Annotated in this window: 18 protein-coding genes and 5 tRNA genes; 2 read left to right on the top strand and 21 right to left on the bottom strand. The window is 33.2% G+C overall.

Annotated elements, in window-relative coordinates:
* From ACXAHM_RS22540 to ACXAHM_RS22555, 4 genes are all read right to left on the bottom strand, one after another.
* Positions 1 to 72 (bottom strand) — tRNA-Lys (locus ACXAHM_RS22540).
* A gap of 29 nt (positions 73 to 101) precedes the next feature.
* Positions 102 to 174: transfer RNA gene (locus ACXAHM_RS22545), tRNA-Lys, on the bottom strand.
* 41 nt (positions 175 to 215) lie between these two features.
* Positions 216 to 299: transfer RNA gene (locus ACXAHM_RS22550), tRNA-Leu, on the bottom strand.
* 23 nt (positions 300 to 322) lie between these two features.
* Positions 323 to 395 (bottom strand) — tRNA-Lys (locus ACXAHM_RS22555).
* A 125-nt stretch (positions 396 to 520) separates the two neighbouring features.
* Between ACXAHM_RS22555 and ACXAHM_RS22560 the strand changes: the two genes are divergently transcribed.
* Complete coding sequence (locus ACXAHM_RS22560; protein WP_474965265.1) at positions 521 to 1,249, top strand: SH3 domain-containing protein; 729 nt, start codon at positions 521 to 523, stop codon at positions 1,247 to 1,249.
* A gap of 81 nt (positions 1,250 to 1,330) precedes the next feature.
* On the opposite strand, the gene ACXAHM_RS22565 is transcribed toward ACXAHM_RS22560, so the two are convergent.
* The 11 genes from ACXAHM_RS22565 to ACXAHM_RS22615 form a co-directional block, all read right to left on the bottom strand.
* Positions 1,331 to 3,271 (bottom strand): GAF domain-containing protein, encoded by a 1,941-nt coding sequence (locus ACXAHM_RS22565; RefSeq protein ID WP_474965267.1) that lies wholly within the window; start codon positions 3,269 to 3,271, stop codon positions 1,331 to 1,333.
* Positions 3,272 to 3,491: 220 nt separating this feature from the next.
* Complete coding sequence (locus ACXAHM_RS22570; protein WP_474965270.1) at positions 3,492 to 4,097, bottom strand: MarC family protein; 606 nt, start codon at positions 4,095 to 4,097, stop codon at positions 3,492 to 3,494.
* A 130-nt stretch (positions 4,098 to 4,227) separates the two neighbouring features.
* Positions 4,228 to 5,568 (bottom strand): MFS transporter, encoded by a 1,341-nt coding sequence (locus ACXAHM_RS22575; protein WP_474965272.1) that lies wholly within the window; start codon positions 5,566 to 5,568, stop codon positions 4,228 to 4,230.
* Positions 5,569 to 5,725: 157 nt separating this feature from the next.
* Positions 5,726 to 7,555 (bottom strand): leucine-rich repeat protein, encoded by a 1,830-nt coding sequence (locus ACXAHM_RS22580; RefSeq protein WP_474965274.1) that lies wholly within the window; start codon positions 7,553 to 7,555, stop codon positions 5,726 to 5,728.
* 186 nt (positions 7,556 to 7,741) lie between these two features.
* Complete coding sequence (locus tag ACXAHM_RS22585; RefSeq protein ID WP_474965276.1) at positions 7,742 to 7,939, bottom strand: hypothetical protein; 198 nt, start codon at positions 7,937 to 7,939, stop codon at positions 7,742 to 7,744.
* A gap of 222 nt (positions 7,940 to 8,161) precedes the next feature.
* A complete protein-coding gene (locus ACXAHM_RS22590) occupies positions 8,162 to 8,578 on the bottom strand; it encodes a DUF2141 domain-containing protein (protein ID WP_474965278.1) in 417 nt (138 codons plus the stop codon).
* Between the two features lie 63 nt (positions 8,579 to 8,641).
* A complete protein-coding gene (locus ACXAHM_RS22595; protein ID WP_474965280.1) occupies positions 8,642 to 9,241 on the bottom strand; it encodes a trimeric intracellular cation channel family protein in 600 nt (199 codons plus the stop codon).
* 8 nt (positions 9,242 to 9,249) lie between these two features.
* Positions 9,250 to 10,296, bottom strand: coding sequence for a glycosyltransferase family 9 protein (locus ACXAHM_RS22600; protein ID WP_474965282.1), 1,047 nt, complete (start codon positions 10,294 to 10,296; stop codon positions 9,250 to 9,252).
* An 89-nt stretch (positions 10,297 to 10,385) separates the two neighbouring features.
* A complete protein-coding gene (locus ACXAHM_RS22605; protein ID WP_474965285.1) occupies positions 10,386 to 10,994 on the bottom strand; it encodes a DUF4254 domain-containing protein in 609 nt (202 codons plus the stop codon).
* A gap of 46 nt (positions 10,995 to 11,040) precedes the next feature.
* On the bottom strand, positions 11,041 to 11,916 hold the full coding sequence (gene rlmB / locus ACXAHM_RS22610) for a 23S rRNA (guanosine(2251)-2'-O)-methyltransferase RlmB (protein WP_474965287.1): 876 nt from the start codon (positions 11,914 to 11,916) through the stop codon (positions 11,041 to 11,043).
* A gap of 121 nt (positions 11,917 to 12,037) precedes the next feature.
* Positions 12,038 to 13,327, bottom strand: coding sequence for a M28 family metallopeptidase (locus ACXAHM_RS22615; RefSeq protein ID WP_474965290.1), 1,290 nt, complete (start codon positions 13,325 to 13,327; stop codon positions 12,038 to 12,040).
* Positions 13,328 to 13,524: 197 nt separating this feature from the next.
* On the opposite strand from ACXAHM_RS22615, the gene ACXAHM_RS22620 reads away from it, so the two are divergent.
* Complete coding sequence (locus ACXAHM_RS22620) at positions 13,525 to 14,667, top strand: acyl-CoA dehydrogenase family protein (protein ID WP_474965293.1); 1,143 nt, start codon at positions 13,525 to 13,527, stop codon at positions 14,665 to 14,667.
* Between the two features lie 81 nt (positions 14,668 to 14,748).
* On the opposite strand, the gene ACXAHM_RS22625 is transcribed toward ACXAHM_RS22620, so the two are convergent.
* From ACXAHM_RS22625 to ACXAHM_RS22650, 6 genes are all read right to left on the bottom strand, one after another.
* The gene (locus tag ACXAHM_RS22625) at positions 14,749 to 14,949 is read right to left on the bottom strand and encodes a PspC domain-containing protein (protein WP_474965296.1); all 201 of its coding nucleotides are present in this window, start codon (positions 14,947 to 14,949) and stop codon (positions 14,749 to 14,751) included.
* A 192-nt stretch (positions 14,950 to 15,141) separates the two neighbouring features.
* A tRNA-Ser gene (locus ACXAHM_RS22630) sits at positions 15,142 to 15,226 on the bottom strand.
* Between the two features lie 83 nt (positions 15,227 to 15,309).
* The gene (locus ACXAHM_RS22635) at positions 15,310 to 16,263 is read right to left on the bottom strand and encodes a YihY/virulence factor BrkB family protein (RefSeq protein ID WP_474965300.1); all 954 of its coding nucleotides are present in this window, start codon (positions 16,261 to 16,263) and stop codon (positions 15,310 to 15,312) included.
* Positions 16,264 to 16,269: 6 nt separating this feature from the next.
* Complete coding sequence (locus tag ACXAHM_RS22640) at positions 16,270 to 16,683, bottom strand: acyl-CoA thioesterase (protein WP_474965304.1); 414 nt, start codon at positions 16,681 to 16,683, stop codon at positions 16,270 to 16,272.
* Positions 16,684 to 16,876: 193 nt separating this feature from the next.
* Complete coding sequence (gene dnaJ, locus ACXAHM_RS22645) at positions 16,877 to 18,037, bottom strand: molecular chaperone DnaJ (RefSeq protein ID WP_474965307.1); 1,161 nt, start codon at positions 18,035 to 18,037, stop codon at positions 16,877 to 16,879.
* 16 nt (positions 18,038 to 18,053) lie between these two features.
* Entirely contained in the window at positions 18,054 to 18,611 is a 558-nt protein-coding gene (locus ACXAHM_RS22650) for a nucleotide exchange factor GrpE (RefSeq protein WP_474965311.1), read from the bottom strand.
* Positions 18,612 to 18,650 lie beyond the last annotated feature (39 nt).

The raw sequence follows: 18,650 nt of genomic DNA on the forward strand, positions 1-18,650 counted from the left end.
GATCCCGCTGGGGCTCGAACCCAGGACCCTCTCCTTAAAAGGGAGATGCTCTACCAACTGAGCTACGGAATCGTCGTATTTCTACGAGTTTATTTTAGAAGTGATCCCGCTGGGGCTCGAACCCAGGACCCTCTCCTTAAAAGGGAGATGCTCTACCAACTGAGCTACGGAATCGTCTTATCTAAGATAAGAAATATTTTTAAAATAATAACTAGTGCTCACGATTGGATTCGAACCAACACGGGATTGCTCCCACCACCCCCTCAAGATGGCGTGTCTACCAATTTCACCACGTGAGCTTGATATCAGTTATTATCAAGTGTGATCCCGCTGGGGCTCGAACCCAGGACCCTCTCCTTAAAAGGGAGATGCTCTACCAACTGAGCTACGGAATCATAATTTTTCTAAAAGATTGGACTTAAAATTACTTAATTCAAAATCCTCTCTTAAATTTGGAAACTCGTTTAGTTTCCTTTTTTGCGAGTGCAAATGTAGAATGATTTTCAATATCAAGCAAATAATGAGATTTTTTTTATTCTTAATAAGTTTTTACGCACTGATTTTCAGTCAAGTATCATTGGCAAATTCTTCAATAGAAGGCGATATTGCTAAAGCAGATGAGTTTTTTGAGTCCAAAAAGTATATAGATGCTTTCAATATCTATGAAGATTTGTTGGAAAATAAGAAAATGTATTCTTCAAAAATGCTTTTAAGAATGGCATTTATTCAAGAAGGGCAGGGAAATTATGCTTCGGCCTTGTATTTTCTTAATTTACAATACAGACTTACTGCAGATCGAAGAACATTTAACAAAATGTCAAAGATTGCAGAAGACCATGTATTATTAGGGTACCAATATTCCGACAAAGAATACATTATTTCATTGTTTAATAAAATGAGTAATGGAATAGGTTTAGGAGTAGTCGTATTGCTTATAATTGGTCTTGTACTCATGTTTATGAGGAAAAAGGAAGGACTTTCTATAGTGCCTGTAACTGTAGCTATTGTTTTGATCTCATGTGTTTACCTCTGGTTTTCAAATGATGGGTTAAAAAGAGAATTAGCCATTGTGAAAGGTACAGGAACCTTATTAATGGGTGGTCCTTCTGCAGGAAGTAAAAATATAACGAATCTAACAGCTGGAGAAAGAGTCGATATTATTGGTGAAGATGATATCTGGTATAAGGTGATGACACCTTATCAAATCGAAGGTTTTGTTAGAAAAGGAAAAGTTTTTGATGTAAAATAAGCTTTTCTTGAAATTCTTATAAACGAAAAAAGGATGTTCCAATTGATGAAACATCCTTTTTTTGTGAATTTATAGGATTGATTAATTAATTATCCTGAAAACCCACTTATCACTATTTTCTAAATAAAGTTTTTCGATTACAATATTTACTTCGAATAATTCATTTTCACTATTTTTAATCGATATCGAAAGTTCATCTTTATCCACTTTCCAATTTGTCTTTTCTTCAAAAGAAGGGAAAAGTTGACCAATTTGTAATTGATGTAAATCTTCAATTTCAATATTTACAAATTGAATAAATGAATTACTTCCAAACCAAACATTTCCATCTTCTTCTACAATCACAAGACGTCCGCCAGTGATGTCTACAACTTCATTCAAGAGCTTTTTAGCCTTTTCAGTTTCCCTTCTTTCACGTACAAGTAATTCTTGTGTAGCTTGAAGTTCCTCCATATTCTGCTTCATTTCCTCCTCACTGGTTCTAAGTTCATCCGTTAGTCTTTTACTATCATTGTAAAGCTTACTTACGTTAGAAGTGTTCTCAGAGGTTACTACAGAGGTGGCGATTGCTCCGCCGATCTCTTCTAATAGCTGGAAGGACTTTTTCTCAAATGGTTTAAATGAGGCTAATTCTAAAATCACTTCAACATTACCATGTGATTTAAATGGATAAATAATCAACGCAGAAGGACCGGCATCACCTAAACCAGAGCGTATACGAACATAATCATCAGGGATTTCAGTAAGATATATATACTCACCTTCTTGCCAAATTTCACCAATTAACCCTTCTCCAATTCTTATTTGTTGTTTTTCTACTTCTTTATAAAAATCAAAGGCATACAAAGAAGCAAGTTCCATGTATTCTTCTGAAGTGATAGGATCTTTCTTATGAATGTAAAAAGAAGCATGAGAACATTCCATAAACCTTGAAATTTCTTTTACTAATGCATTCCCAAGTTCAGTTGCATCATTACTATGAATTCTGATAAGTTTATTTAACCTCGCAGATCCTTCATTGACCCATTCTCTTTCACTTCTTTCCTTAGAGTTTTGCTCTAATCTATTTTTAGTTTCTATTAATGAATGGATAAAAGGGTCATTTTTAAATTGCTCTTCTTGAATTCTTTCAAAGGCGATATTGAAATTACCTTTACTAAATTCCATTACATATTCAGAAATGTCTTCTAATTTTTCTTTCATGAAAACCAATGAACTTTTCATCGTGTTCATTTCTTTGGTTCCCATCGTTTCAAAATTGACATTTAAATTTCCTGAGGCTATTTCATTACTTTTTAGAGCAAGCTCATTTAAAGGATGAATAAGCGCTCTTCTTAAAATGATTCCATTAACGATACCGATAATCAGTATGACTATAACAGCAATGATGATGAAGCGTGTAATTTGATATTCTATTTCAATTGCATCATTTACATACGCTTGTACTAAGTCTTGATTGACTTTCAACATATCATCCGAATTGTTTTCCAAGAATGTTAAACTATTACGGATAGTTACATTTTCTTCATCTATTTTTGTCAATAACCCTACACTGTCTAATTCAGCTGTATCTAGGGTAATATTCATGTTAAAAGAATAATTAGAAGTCGTCAGTGGCTCTTCAAGGATGATCCTGATATGATTTCTGAAAGGTTTCCAAACTTCTTCTACTCTTTCGATATAATCATTTACTCTATCACTAGCAGGGCGAATTCTTTTGCCTTCCATATTTGGAACAGTACCACCGTGCTTCATGGCTAATAATGAACCGTCATAAAGGTCTAAAGCTTCTTTTAGATTATTTAAATTAACGTCTTCGCCTGTATTTACATAAATATTTGAGAGCAACACCATTCTTTGAGAGAGCATGGCATTTCTTGAAGAAATATCTACCTCCAAACTTTCATTTTGGTAAAGTCCCACTAATGTCAATACTGTAAAAAGCATCGCACCAATGATGATACCACCTATCCAAAAAATGATTTGTTTGATAGTAAATTGCTTTAAATATTTGTCTATCATTCTTATGCTTTGTTAGATCTTCTCGATTGATATTAAGAGATGAAGAAGTAAAAAATAGTTTTTAGATTTTATGCTTCATCACTAATCACTTTTATAACGACACAATTGTAGAAATTGTACATTACAATAGGATTAACTTTTAAAAGCGTAAAATATGTGCCAAAAAAGGTCTTTGCTTAAAAAAAATGAAAGAGAAGAGGAGGAGTAATAGTCAATCTTCTTAATGTGGGTAATTTTGTGTGAAGTCCATAATGCCTGATAAAGCAAATTGAACGCCCATTGCTAAAACAATTAAACCCATAAAACGAGTTGTAACTTGATTAGTCATTGATGGTTTGAGACTTGTTTTACGGCTTAAAACAGCTACAATAATCCAAGTGATAAAAAGTACCATTCCAATAGATGATAAAGCCACTCTTGGCAAAGCATCATCTGATTGTGCAATTGCTAGGGTAATGACGCCTGTTATGGTGCCTGGGCTTGCCGCAAATAAGATTAAAGGAATTAATTTATCATCCTCTTCATCTGCTTCAACAGTTCTATTTGGCGTTGATGATTTGCTCAACATATTAAAACCCATCCATATCAGAACAATTCCACCAGCAACTTGAAATGCATCTAAACTGATACCAAATTGATGTAATAATCTTGCTCCAAAAAAAGCAGCACCGGCTAAAATAAAGCCTATGACAAGGATTGCCTTTGTAAGCTCTCTTAACTTCGTTTCATAGCTACTTTCCCTATATCTCCCAATAAAAATTTGAGCACATATTACAGGATTTACCAACGAAAATATGGTTAAAACCCCTTGTAAATAATGATCCATGCTTCTACAGTTTGCTATAAAAAATAAAAACTACCCCAAGTTAATGAAGTAGTTTTTATGTCTTGAGGATATTGAGTGAATTTAAACATTTTTAATGCTTAAATGCTCAGAATATGAAATAATTAGCAGCTTATGCTACTTTCTTTTTGTCTTGTACAATAAATACACATAAGGCTCCAACTAATAGAATAACTCCTGCCATTGTTAATAAACCTACAGCATTACCATCAAAAAATGTTGAAGCAATTGATCCACCAAATAAGCCTGCAAAAATTTGAGGACCCGCAATAGTTACATTGAATATACCCATGTAAATACCCATTTTTTCAGCAGGTAAATTCTCGGATAAAATACTAAAAGGCATCGCTAAAATTGCAGCCCATGCAATTCCGACTCCAATCATCGAAATTAATAAGAAGTATTTATCTTGGATCATACCAATACTTAGTAAACCTAGACCACCTAGAACTAGTGCTCCAGCATACACAGTTTTTCTACTTGTTGCTTTAATTAAACTTGGCATTGCCACAGAAAATAAAGCAGCCGCAAAAGAATACATAGCGAACATTATTCCCACCCAGTTACCAGCTTCATTGAATGCAATTGAAGTTGAATCATCTGGTGCTGTATGCCAAATATGTTGAGCAATTGCTGGTGTTGAATATACCCACATGAAGTAGAATGCAACCCATGAACATAGTTGAACTGCAGCTAATTGATACATAACCTTTGGAGAAGAGATTAAGGTTTTGATAAATGAATCATTCGATTTCTCTTCCTTTTTATCTAAGTCAATGTTGTTATATTCTGCATATTCTTCTGGAGGATACTCTTTAGTTCTTAATGCAGTCCATAAAACGGTTAACATTAAAGTAGCACCACCAATATAAAATGACCAAACAACACTATCAGCAACTTTTTGTCCTTCTGCTGGTTCATTTGCTACACCTATCATGGTGAGAATAAATGGTAAAGCAGATCCAATGACTGCTCCAGTATTGATCAAGAATGATTGTACTGAATATCCTAAATCTCTTTGTTTGTCATTTACCATATCGCCTACCAAAGCTCTAAAAGGTTGGAAAGTGATATTAAATGAGGCATCCATGATTAATAACATAGTTGCTCCAAACAACATAGGAGGCATTAAAGCGACAAAGAATTCTGAGTTAGGCATTAAGAACATTGCTAATGTAGCAGCAATTGCACCACCAAAGATAAATGGAATTCTACGTCCAAATTTAGTCCATGTACTGTCTGATGCACCACCGATAATTGGTTGAATAATTATACCTGCTATTGGAGCCGCAAGCCAGAAGTATCCTAAATCATGAACATCAGCACCTAAAGCTTGAAGGATACGACTTACATTACCATTTTGTAATGCAAAGCCAAACTGAACACCTAAGAATCCAAAACTTAGGTTCCAAATTTGCCAAAACGATAAATTAGGTTTAGCGGATTTAGACATAAATTAGTTTATTGTTATTGATTATTAATTCATTGAATACTGACAAATATAAAAATGTAAACAGAACATTTAACTGATAATCGTTAGGTCTTATGACTTTTTATCGACTTTTTTCTCTGCAATCGGTTGATAATTTGATGTGATTATCAATCTTTTTTTACTCTTTGTCTTTTTGTTCTGTTTTTGACCTAGACCGATGGCTAACTATGATCACTTTTCCACTGTAGGCGACAGTATGATTTACCTTTACGGTGAGAATATAAGTGCCTGCATGAAAAGTAGAAACATTAAAAGTAACTTTTGACCTTGAAGATGTATTATCAGGTGTAGCATCAATAACTAGACCTGAGGAAACATCTGTAAATTGGTAAGTAGCAATATCATCTTGAGTCAAATTTAAAGCAATGTTAAGTTTATAGTTGGCAGGATTAGGATACACACTTACAACTTTTTCCATGCCATGACCACTATGCTCTATTATTTTAGTCCAAGTCTCTTTGTTACCATCAAAATCCACTTGTGTCAACCTGTAATAGATTCGACCCTTTAAAGGAGACTTATCTATAAAACTATATTGATTTTCTACATTTGAATTTCCAGCCCCTTGTATTTTAGCCGATAATAATTCGTAAGATCTATTATCATTTGATTTTTCTAAAATAAAATGACTATTGTTGATTTCTTGTGTCGTTGTCCATATGATCTCTACATTTTCTTCATGATCTAATACATCAAAATGACTAAGCTCAATAGGTAGATCAATACTATTAATACAAGGAGGGTAGAAAAGATGATTGTTTTGTTGAGCTTTAGTAAATAGAATTGATTTTTCACCTTTAATTTTTATTTGATCAATATCTTTTCCGTTATAATGACCTAATACTAAAGGGAATTTATTAGGGTCTAAAACATCTCGATAACCTGTCATAATATTTCCAGAGAGTATAGGATCCATGATTAACTGGATTTTTGTTCCACTAAATGCATCATAAGGAAATTCATCTAAACTTATCGAACATGGAATAGCTATACTACTTAAATTAGCATTATTACTAAAGATTTTATTTTGAAAATCACGTGCAGAAGGAGTTCTAATTTCCACTTCATTCCATAAGTTATTTTCAAAAGCTTTTTCTTTTATTACTGTTAGGTTGGGAGGTATGGTTAACTTACCTGTAAATCGATTGTTTGAAAATGCAGCATTACCAACAGATGAAAGATTAGATGGAAGTACTAATGTTCCACTAAAATTATTTCCTTTAAATGCCTCTTTTCCAATTGTATTTAGCGTTGATGGTAATAAGAGTGTACCATTTTGTTGATCACTTTTAAAGGCATTTCTGAATGCATTATCTTGAATCTCTTTTAAGCCTGATGGAAAATTGAGATTGCCCGTAAAGCTATTTTTCTCAAAAGTTCCTTTCGAAATTGTAATGAGTTTATTGCTATTAATAAATAAATATCCGTCTAATTTATTTTGAGAGAATGCACCTTCTGCAATTTTCTTTACATTCCGAGGAATCGTTAAATCTCCTGTGAAATTATTTTCATTAAAAGCTTTGTAACCAATTTCATCTAATGAATTTGGAAGTAAAATTTCACCTTTAAAATCATTTTTTCTAAAAGCATCTACACCTATTTTTTTTAGATACTTTGGTAGATATAATCGACCACTAAATTTTACATACCCCTTACCATTGTTTCTTTTAGGAAAACTAAAAAATGCTTTATTATCTATTTCAACTACTTTTCTTCCATTGATTTTATCGGGTATAACAAGATCTCTACTTTTATCACTATTAGAGATATGATGACCTGTTATTTTTACTGTTTTTGTATTGCCTATACTTTCAAATTTAAAATCCTTCCAATGATTCTGCTTTGGCTTTTTTTGAGCATAAGTACATTGGAAAATAAAAATCAGTGATAACGTGAAGAGAACTTTTGAGTAAAGTAGACGGGATAGAAAAGTATTATTTATTTTCATAAAGCTAGTAGACTATAAAAAAATAGTTCATGTTTTGGTTGCTTTCTAAAATACACGATTACTGGAGAGTAAGCAAGAAATAGGAATTTTTAGGAAGTAGAGTCAAATAAAAAAGTCTAAATACACTATTTGGTATTTAGACTTTTGCACTATTCGAGAGATAGTGTAATTTTTTTAGTAGAGAGATTATGCACTCTGCTGTTTGTTTTTGCATTGGCTTGGGTCATTACCACAGAAGCTACATGTTTTTCCTTCAGGATTAAGGAAAGGGCTTTGTGACGCACAAGTACCTTCAAATTTACCGTCTTTTTTGAAGATTAACTTCACTGACATCAATAAGAAGAATGCACCAAATATACCTAATGTTAATAATACGATTTGCATAATAAACTTATATTTTTAGTCTCCAACGAGACAGTATTGGATTGCTCAATAGAATAAGAAGAACATCAATCCTATATGATTAAATAAAAGATTAGCTTCTTATTATTCATAACAAAGATAATTAATCATTACCACAATTGTTGTTAAAAGAAAAGGATAGGAAGAATATTTGTTTAAACTTTCGAACAAATTAACAAATCTTCATATGTTATCTTTAATTCCTTATAAGTATTGTAGTTTAATCTTGACTTCTGTTTCATTTTCTTCCTCCACAGTAAAGGCATAATCTTCAAAATCAGGTTCTTTCATGACTACTTTTCTATCCCATGAATATCCAAAACCTTCTTTTGGAATACCCAACCAATTTAAAGTCATATCATTACTACCATCTTCATCATGACAAATTCGGATACCATATGTTCCGGGTATAATATCTGAGATAGAAATGGATAAAATATTGTCTACAATAGCTTCCTTGATTTGTTTTATTGTATTATCATTTTCGTCAATGACCTCAATTAAAATAAATCCGTCTGTACTTCGTAATTCTTCAATACTTAAATTAATTTTTGAAGGATTTTGTGCATACAGCATACTTGCAAGAAGCATTAATAGGAAGGTAAGACTAATTTGTTTCATGATTTAGATAAGTTTGTGGAAGTTTGATTTAATGAAAAATCAAGATAGCATTTATTGAAAAATTTAAATTTTAGGGAGACCAATTTTATATTTGATCGCTAATAAACGAATCAGGATTACGGAACCAATACAACTCCATGTGGCAATGAAATGAGATACGTCTAAATAAGATAATCCAATAAAAGTCAGGCATCCAATGATACAAGCAGATGCATATATTTCTTCACGGAAAATTAATGGTACTTCATTACAAAGCGTATCACGTATAACACCTCCCAAAACGGCCGTAAATGTTCCCATTACAATACCAATAGAAGGTGTGATATCGAATAATAAAGCTTTTTCTAGACCAATAAAAGTAAATACTCCTAACCCTAAAGTGTCAAATAAGAATATTGTATTTCGGAGTTTTGCTACTGTTTTTTTAAAAAGAATAGTAAAAGCAACTGCCATAGTAATGACAATTAGATAGTTGACATCGACAGTCCAAAAAACAGGAGTAGCCCCTAAGATCATATCTCTTACGGTTCCTCCTCCAACAGCGGTAACACTGGCTACAAACATAGCCCCAAAAATGTCAAAACGCTTTTCTGATGCAGCTAACGCACCAGAAATTGCAAACACAAAGGTTCCAACAAGGTCAAGTACATTAATTAATGTCATATTTTAAGTTACGCTTTTTCTAGTACATCTACAGTTTTCTTGTAAACCATTTCAGGAGTGATATGATCTAAACAAGCATAATCTTCTCTTAGGCATGGTTTATTGCCAAAGACAGAACAAGGTCTACAATCTAGTTCTTTAACTGAAATTTCAGCAATATTATCTGTAGACTGACCGTACCCTAAAAATCCAGCATAATGATGTGTTGCTCCCCAAACGGATACGCATTCTACTCCTTTTAATGAAGCCATATGCATGTTGGCTGAGTCCATACTTATCATTACATCTAAGTGAGAGATAATATCTAATTCCTCTTTTAGCTTAACAGTTCCAGCCAGACTTATGCTATTAGGTACTTCTTTTAGGCATTCTTTAAGAATTTCTTCTTCTTTGCCAGGACCTCCAAAAAAGATAATTTTAGCATTTTTCTTTTCGGCTAAAAGTTTACCTAAAGCGACTGCTTTTTTCTCACCCCAAATTTTTCCTTGATGTTGAGCAAAAGGGGCAAGACCAATCCAAGGACCTTCTTTTATACCTAATAGAGATTGACTTTCTTGATCTAAAATTGGATTTTCTTTTTCAGGAAGAGTATGCGATAAATTTACATTGAAACCTAATTTTCTAAATACATCTGCATATCTTTCTGTTGTTTTCTTAAGCTGTTTTAATTCTCTATTTTTTGGATTAACAAGTGCTTTTTTCTCATTTCTTCCTTTATCAATTCTTACAACTTTATGGCCAGATAATTGGAATAATCCACCGATTACAAAAGTTCTTAGTACTGAATGAAGATCAGCTACAGCATCAAAAGGACCTAATTTTTTGAGATCTTTGACTAATGCTCTTAACCCTCCAAATCCTTTATATTTGTTATTTAGATCAGCTCCAAAAAAAGTAAGTCTTGGAATATTATCGAAAAAAGGCTTCAAAAATGGTCGAGAAACCATTACGATTTCAAGATCCTCATTTTGAGCTAAAATTTCTTTTAATACCGGTGCTGTCATCGCAACATCACCCATTGCTGAAAATCGAAGTGATAGAATTTTTTTAGACATATCTTAAGACGAAAAAAGTTGTTCACCTTCTATTTATTATAAAATAATTGAAAGAGAACAACTTCTGATGTATCAATAAAAAAGAGGAATTATTTTCCTTCTTTGTAAAGAACTGGGTTTAATGAAGGGTCATTATACATTTTCATTTGCTTATAAACCTTCATGTATTTTTTGCCTGCAGCGATATCATTGATAAGTTCTTCTATAGCAGTAGATAAATCTACTCTTTGCTCTAATAAGATATCAAGTTTCGCTTGACAAGCTTGTTTGTGTTCCTCAGAAGCATCTGTACGTTCTGCTTCTTCTTGCATATGATAAATTTTCAAAGCAAGAATAGAAAGTCTATCAATTGCCCAAGCAGGACTTTCTGTATTGATAGAAGCACCTTCTACTGGAGTAACATTACTGTATTTATCTAAGAACCAGCTGTCGATATATTCTACAACATCTGTACGTTCTTGGTTAGAAGCATCAATTCTTCTTTTGATTTTTAATGCTTCATCAGGATTGATATTTGGATCACGAATGATATCTTCCAAGTGCCACTGAACTGTATCAATCCAGTTTTTTAAGTAAAGTAAATGTTGGATATCTTCTTTATCGAATGGGTTTTCGATAGGTGTGTCAACGTGATCTTTTATATGATATTTCTCAATACTTGATGAGAAAATGGAATTACAATTCTCCGTAAATTGCATACAATGCTTATTTATAGTTTATAATTGACTGCAAAGATAAGAAAATCTATTTCTGTGCCGTCATCATTCGCTGTCTGTTTGCCTCAAAAATGATAATTCCCGCAGCAACACCTACATTTAATGAACTTACTTTACCTGTCATTGGAATTTTCGCCAATTTATCTGCCATATGAATGATATCTGGTGAGATACCATCTTCTTCAGAACCCATTACTACAGCAGTAGGGATTTCCATATCTACATAGTAAACATCTTTAGACCCTTTTTCTGTACAGCAAACAACTTGTAAACCACTACCTTGGATATCAAGAATAGCAGATTGTAAATCATCAACTCTAGCGACAGGAATATGGTTTAATGCACCAGCAGAAGTTCTTACAGCATCACTACCAATTTGAGCAGATCCTTTTTTAGGAATTACAATTAAATCAACACCAGCACACTCTGCAGTTCTTGCAATAGCACCGAAGTTTCTAACATCAGTTACTCTATCTAAAACTAAAACTAGTGGTGTTTTTCCTTCTTCAAAAGTAGAGGCAATTACGTTTTGTGGATCAACGTAGTCGATAGCAGGAACAAAACCAATTACACCTTGGTGATTTTTAGAAGTGATTCTTTGTAGCTTTTCAACTGGAACTCTTGAAACAACAATCCCAGCTTTAGTAGCCATTTTATGAATTTCAGCAATTGATTCATTATGTGAATCTCTTGTGATGAAAAGTTTCTCAAATTGTTTTCCAGCTTCAAGTGCTTCAACTACAGGCTGTATGCCATACATGATATCATCAGCATTAGGCTTTGGACGTTGCTTATTATATCTTTTGAAATGCTTTTTCTTATTATCGTCTTGCATAATATTATTTGTCTCGTGTATACGAACCGAGTACATTCCAATATCTGCACAAGGTCCAAATTTTTGCAAAGTTAATGGAACTTATCAAGAAGCAGTCATGAAAGTTGTAAACTTCTCATAATCATATCAACAAAGTAGAAGAAATTACTATTTATCTAACTATTTAAGTGTTTTTCAAGAAGGAATAAAGTTATTCTGTAAGCATAAGTGCATTACTAAAGTTCGTAATTAATTGGTAAGCATTTGAAAAATCACTTAATGGAAGTGGAGGAGCATCATAAATATCATGATAATGTGTCCATGATTTTCCCATTAGATAAAAGAAAAAACTAGGCACTCCATTTTCTGAGAAAAAATAGTGATCAGAATTAGCTGCTTTACCTCTCGCTAAAACTGCTGTTAGATATTTATTCTCGTCATTAATTTTACGCAATAAATCATATTGCTCCGTAAATATTTTTCCATTGACAGCCATTACCCCTTCTTCTCCTGAACCAAAAAGATCTAAATTAATCAGGAATTCAATGTTTTTTAGCGGAAATAAAGGATGTTCTACATAATGAGCAGAACCGATTAACCCTGCTTCTTCACTTCCAAAACCTATGAAAACAACGGAATAATTAGGAGGGTGTTGTTTATAATATTTTGCTAATTCAATAAGCATACTAATACCTGATGCATTATCATTTGCACCAGGGAAATAACACTTTTTTCCAATACTTCCTAAGTGATCATAATGTGCTGAAAATACAATGTATTTATCCTTATTTTTTCCAGGAATGTAACCAATCACATTCTGAGAAGTATAGTCTTTATAAAATTGAGGTGAAATATCGAAAGACACAGTATTAATATCTTCTGGTAAAGCTTGTCTTGAAACATAAAATCTAGGCTTAGGTAATTGCCATCTGTTTTGACTAAAAGTTAATTTATCATCATATAAAACTACGACAGCTTCTGCCTGCATTATTTTTTCATGCAAAGCTCTATTCCAATTGAATCTTGTTCTTTCATGTTGCTCATCATAACATACTACTTTTCCAGCTAAATCTTCTTTGATAAAAGCTTTAAGAAGTTGATCATCATTAAAAACAGCATCATCTAAAATAAACCAATCAGCCTTTTCGTAGGCACCCTTACCTGCATCTCCAGCTGGAATATAATCTACACCTAACTTTAATTTTTTATTATTGATTTTGAATGTTGAGGCTTCTGGAAATGTATTGATGTCCAAATTGTATTCTTGGAAGTAACTTGATTGACCAGGGAAAGGAATAACTCCGATCTCTTTAAATTCGTTACCAATAAAAGAAGCTGCTTTTTTATCAGCGTTAAAAGTATATCCTCGTCCATAAAAATTATTGGAACATAAAGTTTTAATATTGGACTTTACGGCTTTCATATCTTGAGCATTGCTCAAAAAAGGAGTTGATAATAGGATGAAAGCGAAATACTTAATGATACTTAGATATTTACGCACAGAACTGTTGCTTTAAGGATTAATTTTCTTTAGTTTAAATATTGTAATAATAAAACTACTATTCTTTAATTAGAAAACACATCAATTAAACAGTAAATTTTAACCATAATAAGATTATTCAAAAGGTAAGCTATGCCTTTTTGAATCACTACTCTTATTTTATTTAACCACACTAACCACACATAAAACTAAACATTATGGTACAAGAAAGTTTGGACACCCAAAAGATGGTCGCAGACTCGGTCAAGAGTTTTGGCGAAAAACACATCGAACCCTATAGAGAAAAATGGGATGATGACGAACATTTCCCAATCGAAGTATTTCATAAGCTAGGTGAGCTTGGCTTAATGGGGATTTTAGTTCCTGAAAAATACGGAGGAACAGGCCTAGGGTATCACGAGTATGTAACTGCTATTTCTGAATTAGCTTATTTCGATCCAGGTATTGCATTGTCTTTAGCTGCTCACAATTCATTGTGTACAAATCATATTTTGATGTTTGGTAATGAAGATCAAAAACAAAGATGGTTACCAAAATTAGCTAGTGGAGAATGGATCGGTGCATGGGGACTAACAGAACCTAATACAGGATCTGATGCTGGTAACATGATGACCGTAGCCAAAAAAGAAGGAAATGAATGGGTTCTTAATGGATCCAAGAATTTCATCACACACGGTAAAAGTGGAAATGTAGCCGTTGTAATGGCTAGAACAGGTGAAAAAGGAGATAAGCATGGTATGACAGCTTTCGTTGTAGAAAGAGGAACGAAAGGTTTTTCTGGAGGACGTAAAGAAAGAAAGTTAGGTATGCGTACTTCTGAAACTACAGAGATGATTTTTGAGGATTGTAGGCTTTCAGAGGATAATGTTCTAGGAGAAGTAGGAGAAGGCTTTGTACAGGCATTAAAAATTCTTGATGGCGGTAGAATTTCTATTGCAGCATTAAGTTTAGGAATTGCTAATGGTGCTTTACGTTGTGCTATTCAGTACTCAAAAGAAAGAAAGCAATTCGGTAAGTCGATATCTTCTTTCCAAGGAATATCTTTCAAACTTTCTGATATGGCTACACAGGTCGAAGCATCAAGGTTGCTGATCAAAGAAGCAATTATCAAAAAGCAAAGAGGAGAAAATATTAATAAAGCATCCGCAATGGCAAAATATTATGCCTCAGAGGTTGCTGTGAAATGTGCAGATGAAGCTGTACAGATTTTTGGTGGGTATGGTTTTACAAAAGACTATCCTGTTGAGAAATACTATAGAGATGCTAAATTATGTACTATTGGAGAAGGTACTTCTAACATTCAAAAAATGGTCATCAGTAGATGTCTTTTAGATGAATAACAATGTACAGGTAGTTGTATAAAAAAAAAGAGATTAGTTCGTATTAAGAACTAATCTCTTTTTATTTATCTAGCCTTTTTTCTAATAGAAATATGTATCATCCTTTGGCATTACAAAAGCCATAGCAAAATAAACTAAAGCTGTTGAGAAGAATGTAAAGAAAAGGCTGGCAACGAATCCTACACGTAAAATAGTAGGGTCGATGTTAAAGTAATTTCCAAGACCACCACAAACTCCAGAAAAGACAGAATTAGAAGTGGATTTTACTAATTTTTTAGACATGTTAATTTGTAATTATTTAATATTTGACACTTATTTAAATATACGTAACTTTTCAAAAAAAGGATTCAGTTAGAAGAGTTTTTTTCAAAAGAGATATTTCAATGAGTGCAATGCATTAATCTCTGGACATAATTTACAAAAAAATATAGGCATAAAAAAAACCTTTAGAACGAATTCTAAAGGTTTTACTTGCAGAGAGTGAGGGATTCGAACCCCCGGTACCTCGCGGTACAATGGTTTTCAAGACCACCGCATTCGACCACTCTGCCAACTCTCTGTGTCATTGGACGGGTGCAAATATGCAAGGTTGATTTTAATTATCCAACACTTTTATAAATAAAAAATCTAAATAAAATTAAATTACCTAAATTCTTCAGGTTGATTGTCACTTTCTACCCATAATTTAGCTTCTTCGATCGTTGTATTGATCTGAAAACCGATTAATAGGATCATAGCGATTGTAAAGATCCAACCCATCATTCCCATAATTGCTCCCAATGAGCCATATAAAATATCGTATGAATTAAATGTATCTAAGTATAATCCAAATAATAAAGAAACAACAATTGATAAAGTGGTGGCAATTACTGAACCTGGATTTAAGATTTGATGTTTCATTACTTCATTCGGTGCATACTTAAATATCAAGGTGATATTCATAAAAAAGATGAGAATAATGAGAAATAATCTCAAAAAGATGAGAGAATAAATTGTGAATGCATTATTCAAAAAACCAATGTCATGCAGGTGTTCAAAGAAATGTTTACCTGAAATGAGTAAGAATGATGAAACAAATAATGTGAGAAGAAACAGGAATGTGAGGAATAAAGCCACTCTAAACTGTTCTATCATACTTCGTTTGTCTTGCATATGGTAACAGCTATTGAATGCATTCATTAATGTTCTCATACCTGTTGTTGCCACATAAGTAGCACCAATGAAACCAAAAGACAATAAACCACCTCTTGATCTACCACTCAAATCTTGTATAGGTCCTTCAATAGCTTGATAAACATATTGAGGTAACATTTCTTCTCTGAAAATCTTAAACATCATGTTGACCTGATCACTTGGTATATAAGAGATCAAGGTGGAGAAGAATATAATAAAGGGGAGCATTGCAAGGCTAAAGCTAAAAGCAATGGCTTGTCCTCTTTGAAGTAAATCATTTTGGTCAATACGATTAATAAGTGCAATACAGAATGTATAAAAAGACACTTTCGTATGTGGAACTCTTTCACTTCGCAAAGAATCTATTGTTTTTTGATAGACCTTGAGTTCTTTTAATCTTGTATTTAAATCTTTCTTTGTCAAAGTATATTAATTTTCAGGAAAGAAAGGAGCAATACACTCTAAAAAGCGTTTTGGTGCTCTACACGGGCGATATGTTTCTTTACTCATAAAGGCTAATTTCGTCCAACCTTTATGTAAAAGTTCTCCTTCTTCATTTTGAATCTCATACTCAAAATGTAATCGGACAGTAGGTAATTTGACTAATTTAGTAGTGATCGTAAGAAGATCATCATACTTTGCTGGTTTAATATACCTAGAGTAGTTTTCCAATACAGGAAGCATTACGCCATCAGCTTCCATTTCTTTGTAACTCATACCCAATGATCTAAGGGCTTCCGTTCTTCCAATTTCGAAAAACTTTGCATAATGACCATAATAAACAAAACCCATTTGGTCAGTATCTGCATAATTAATTCGGATTTGTGTCTGGCGAGTTAACATAAAGAGGTTATTTATATAATCTAAAATGCAAATATAATAGGTATTACCCTAGTATTTTAATTGATTTTAAACAAAAAAATCACTCCGAGCTAAAATTCATAGCTGGAGTGATTTATATATTGGTATTGAATCTTTAACTCAAAACCATGTAGATGATAAAAGAGTATTCCTTTGTAACTAGTTATCGTAAATCTTATTGAGCAAAGAAGTCTTTCATTCTTGAGAAGAAATTCTTACGCTTTTCTTGTTTGTGCTCTTTTGTAGGAATAAAGTTTTTGTGATCTCTTAGTTTTTTCATCATATCTTTTTCTTCTGATGATAGTTTCACAGGAGTGAATACAGAAATATGAATTAATTGATCACCGACACCATATCCATTAATATCACGAATACCTTTTCCTCTTAATCGAAGCACTTTACCACTTTGTGTTCCTGCATCGATTGGTACTTTTACAGTTCCAGTCAATGTTGGAATTTCTACAGTTGTTCCTAGTGCCGCATCCATGATGCTTAGGTGTAGTTCATAGTGAATATTTTCACCATCACGATGTAACTGCTCATCTTCGATAGCTTCGATGACAATTAAAAGATCTCCAGCAACACCACCACCTTTAGGCATGTTACCTTTACCTCTCATAGAAAGTTGCATTCCATCATCAACCCCTGGAGGGATGTTGATTGCTACTTCCTCTTCAGTATACATACGTCCTTCACCTTTACAATTATCACATTTTGTTTTGATGATTTTACCTTCACCATTACAAGATGGACAAGTCGTATTTGAGACCATTTGTCCCAACATAGTGTTCACTACCTTTTGAACTTGTCCACTACCGTGACATTGTTGACAAGTATCAAGTTCAGTACCGTTTTTAGCACCTGTGCCGTTACAAGGTTCACAAGACGTATAACGTTTGATTCTAACCTTCTTTTCAACACCTTTAGCCATTTCTTGAAGGTTAAGCTTAAGTTTAATTCTTAAGTTAGAACCTTTTTTTTGACGTCGGCCACCACCTCCGCCACCGAAGAAATCACCAAACGGGCTACCACCGCCACCGAAAATATCGCCGAAGTGTGAGAATATGTCATCCATATTCATTCCACCTCCACCACCGAATCCACCAGACCCATCGAAAGCTTGATGTCCAAAACGGTCATATTGAGAACGTTTTTGATCGTCACTCAATATTTCGTAAGCTTCAGCAGCTTCTTTGAACTTTTCTTCAGCTTCTTTGTCTCCAGGGTTTTTATCTGGGTGATATTTAATAGCGACCTTACGGTAAGCTTTCTTGATTTCGCCACTAGAAGCACTTCTCTCTACACCAAGTACTTCATAAAAGTCTGTCTTCGACATAAATGATAATTATAGTTTATTGCCCAACTACCACCTTAGCGTAGCGGATAACTTTATCGTTTAACGTGTAGCCTTTTTCAACTACATCAACAATTTTATTTTTAAATTCTTCAGTTGGGGCAGGGATTTGAGTGATTGCATCATGGTAATCTGTATTTAACTCTTTACCTGTAGCATCCTCGATTTGTTTTAAACCTTGTCCTTCTAAAGTTTTAAGCATTTTATCTTTAATCATCACTACACCGTCAAGTACTGGTTTTACTTCAGCACTTTCGATTTTTTCATTCGCCGCAATCGCTCTCTCTAAATCGTCAATTGTAGGGATAATAGCCGTAAGTACTTTTTCAGAAGCAGTTTTTTGTAACTCTAATTTTTCTTTTGAAGTACGTCTACGGAAGTTATCGAACTCAGAGTATAAACGAAGGTATTTGTCCTTCATTTCACCAAGTTCTTGTTGTAATTTTTCTGTTTCGCTAAGATTTGCATCTTGCTCTTCAGTTTTATTTTCAGAACCAGTTTCTTCTACTTGTTCTTCTTTATTTTCTATATTTTCGTTTTCTTTATTTTCTGCCATTTTGGTATTTTTTCAAGTCTAAAATATACACCAACGTTA

This window comes from Flammeovirga sp. AWQ4_249 (assembly GCF_056161045.1).

Coding starts and splice junctions, on each gene's coding strand:
- ACXAHM_RS22560 (WP_474965265.1), top strand. CDS start 521: ATGAGATTTTTTTTATTCTTAATAAGTTTTTACGCACTGATTTTCAGT.
- ACXAHM_RS22565 (WP_474965267.1), bottom strand. CDS start 3,271: ATGATAGACAAATATTTAAAGCAATTTACTATCAAACAAATCATTTTT.
- ACXAHM_RS22570 (WP_474965270.1), bottom strand. CDS start 4,097: ATGGATCATTATTTACAAGGGGTTTTAACCATATTTTCGTTGGTAAAT.
- ACXAHM_RS22575 (WP_474965272.1), bottom strand. CDS start 5,568: ATGTCTAAATCCGCTAAACCTAATTTATCGTTTTGGCAAATTTGGAAC.
- ACXAHM_RS22580 (WP_474965274.1), bottom strand. CDS start 7,555: ATGAAAATAAATAATACTTTTCTATCCCGTCTACTTTACTCAAAAGTT.
- ACXAHM_RS22585 (WP_474965276.1), bottom strand. CDS start 7,939: ATGCAAATCGTATTATTAACATTAGGTATATTTGGTGCATTCTTCTTA.
- ACXAHM_RS22590 (WP_474965278.1), bottom strand. CDS start 8,578: ATGAAACAAATTAGTCTTACCTTCCTATTAATGCTTCTTGCAAGTATG.
- ACXAHM_RS22595 (WP_474965280.1), bottom strand. CDS start 9,241: ATGACATTAATTAATGTACTTGACCTTGTTGGAACCTTTGTGTTTGCA.
- ACXAHM_RS22600 (WP_474965282.1), bottom strand. CDS start 10,296: ATGTCTAAAAAAATTCTATCACTTCGATTTTCAGCAATGGGTGATGTT.
- ACXAHM_RS22605 (WP_474965285.1), bottom strand. CDS start 10,994: ATGCAATTTACGGAGAATTGTAATTCCATTTTCTCATCAAGTATTGAG.
- ACXAHM_RS22620 (WP_474965293.1), top strand. CDS start 13,525: ATGGTACAAGAAAGTTTGGACACCCAAAAGATGGTCGCAGACTCGGTC.
- ACXAHM_RS22625 (WP_474965296.1), bottom strand. CDS start 14,949: ATGTCTAAAAAATTAGTAAAATCCACTTCTAATTCTGTCTTTTCTGGA.
- ACXAHM_RS22640 (WP_474965304.1), bottom strand. CDS start 16,683: ATGTTAACTCGCCAGACACAAATCCGAATTAATTATGCAGATACTGAC.
- dnaJ (WP_474965307.1), bottom strand. CDS start 18,037: ATGTCGAAGACAGACTTTTATGAAGTACTTGGTGTAGAGAGAAGTGCT.
- ACXAHM_RS22650 (WP_474965311.1), bottom strand. CDS start 18,611: ATGGCAGAAAATAAAGAAAACGAAAATATAGAAAATAAAGAAGAACAA.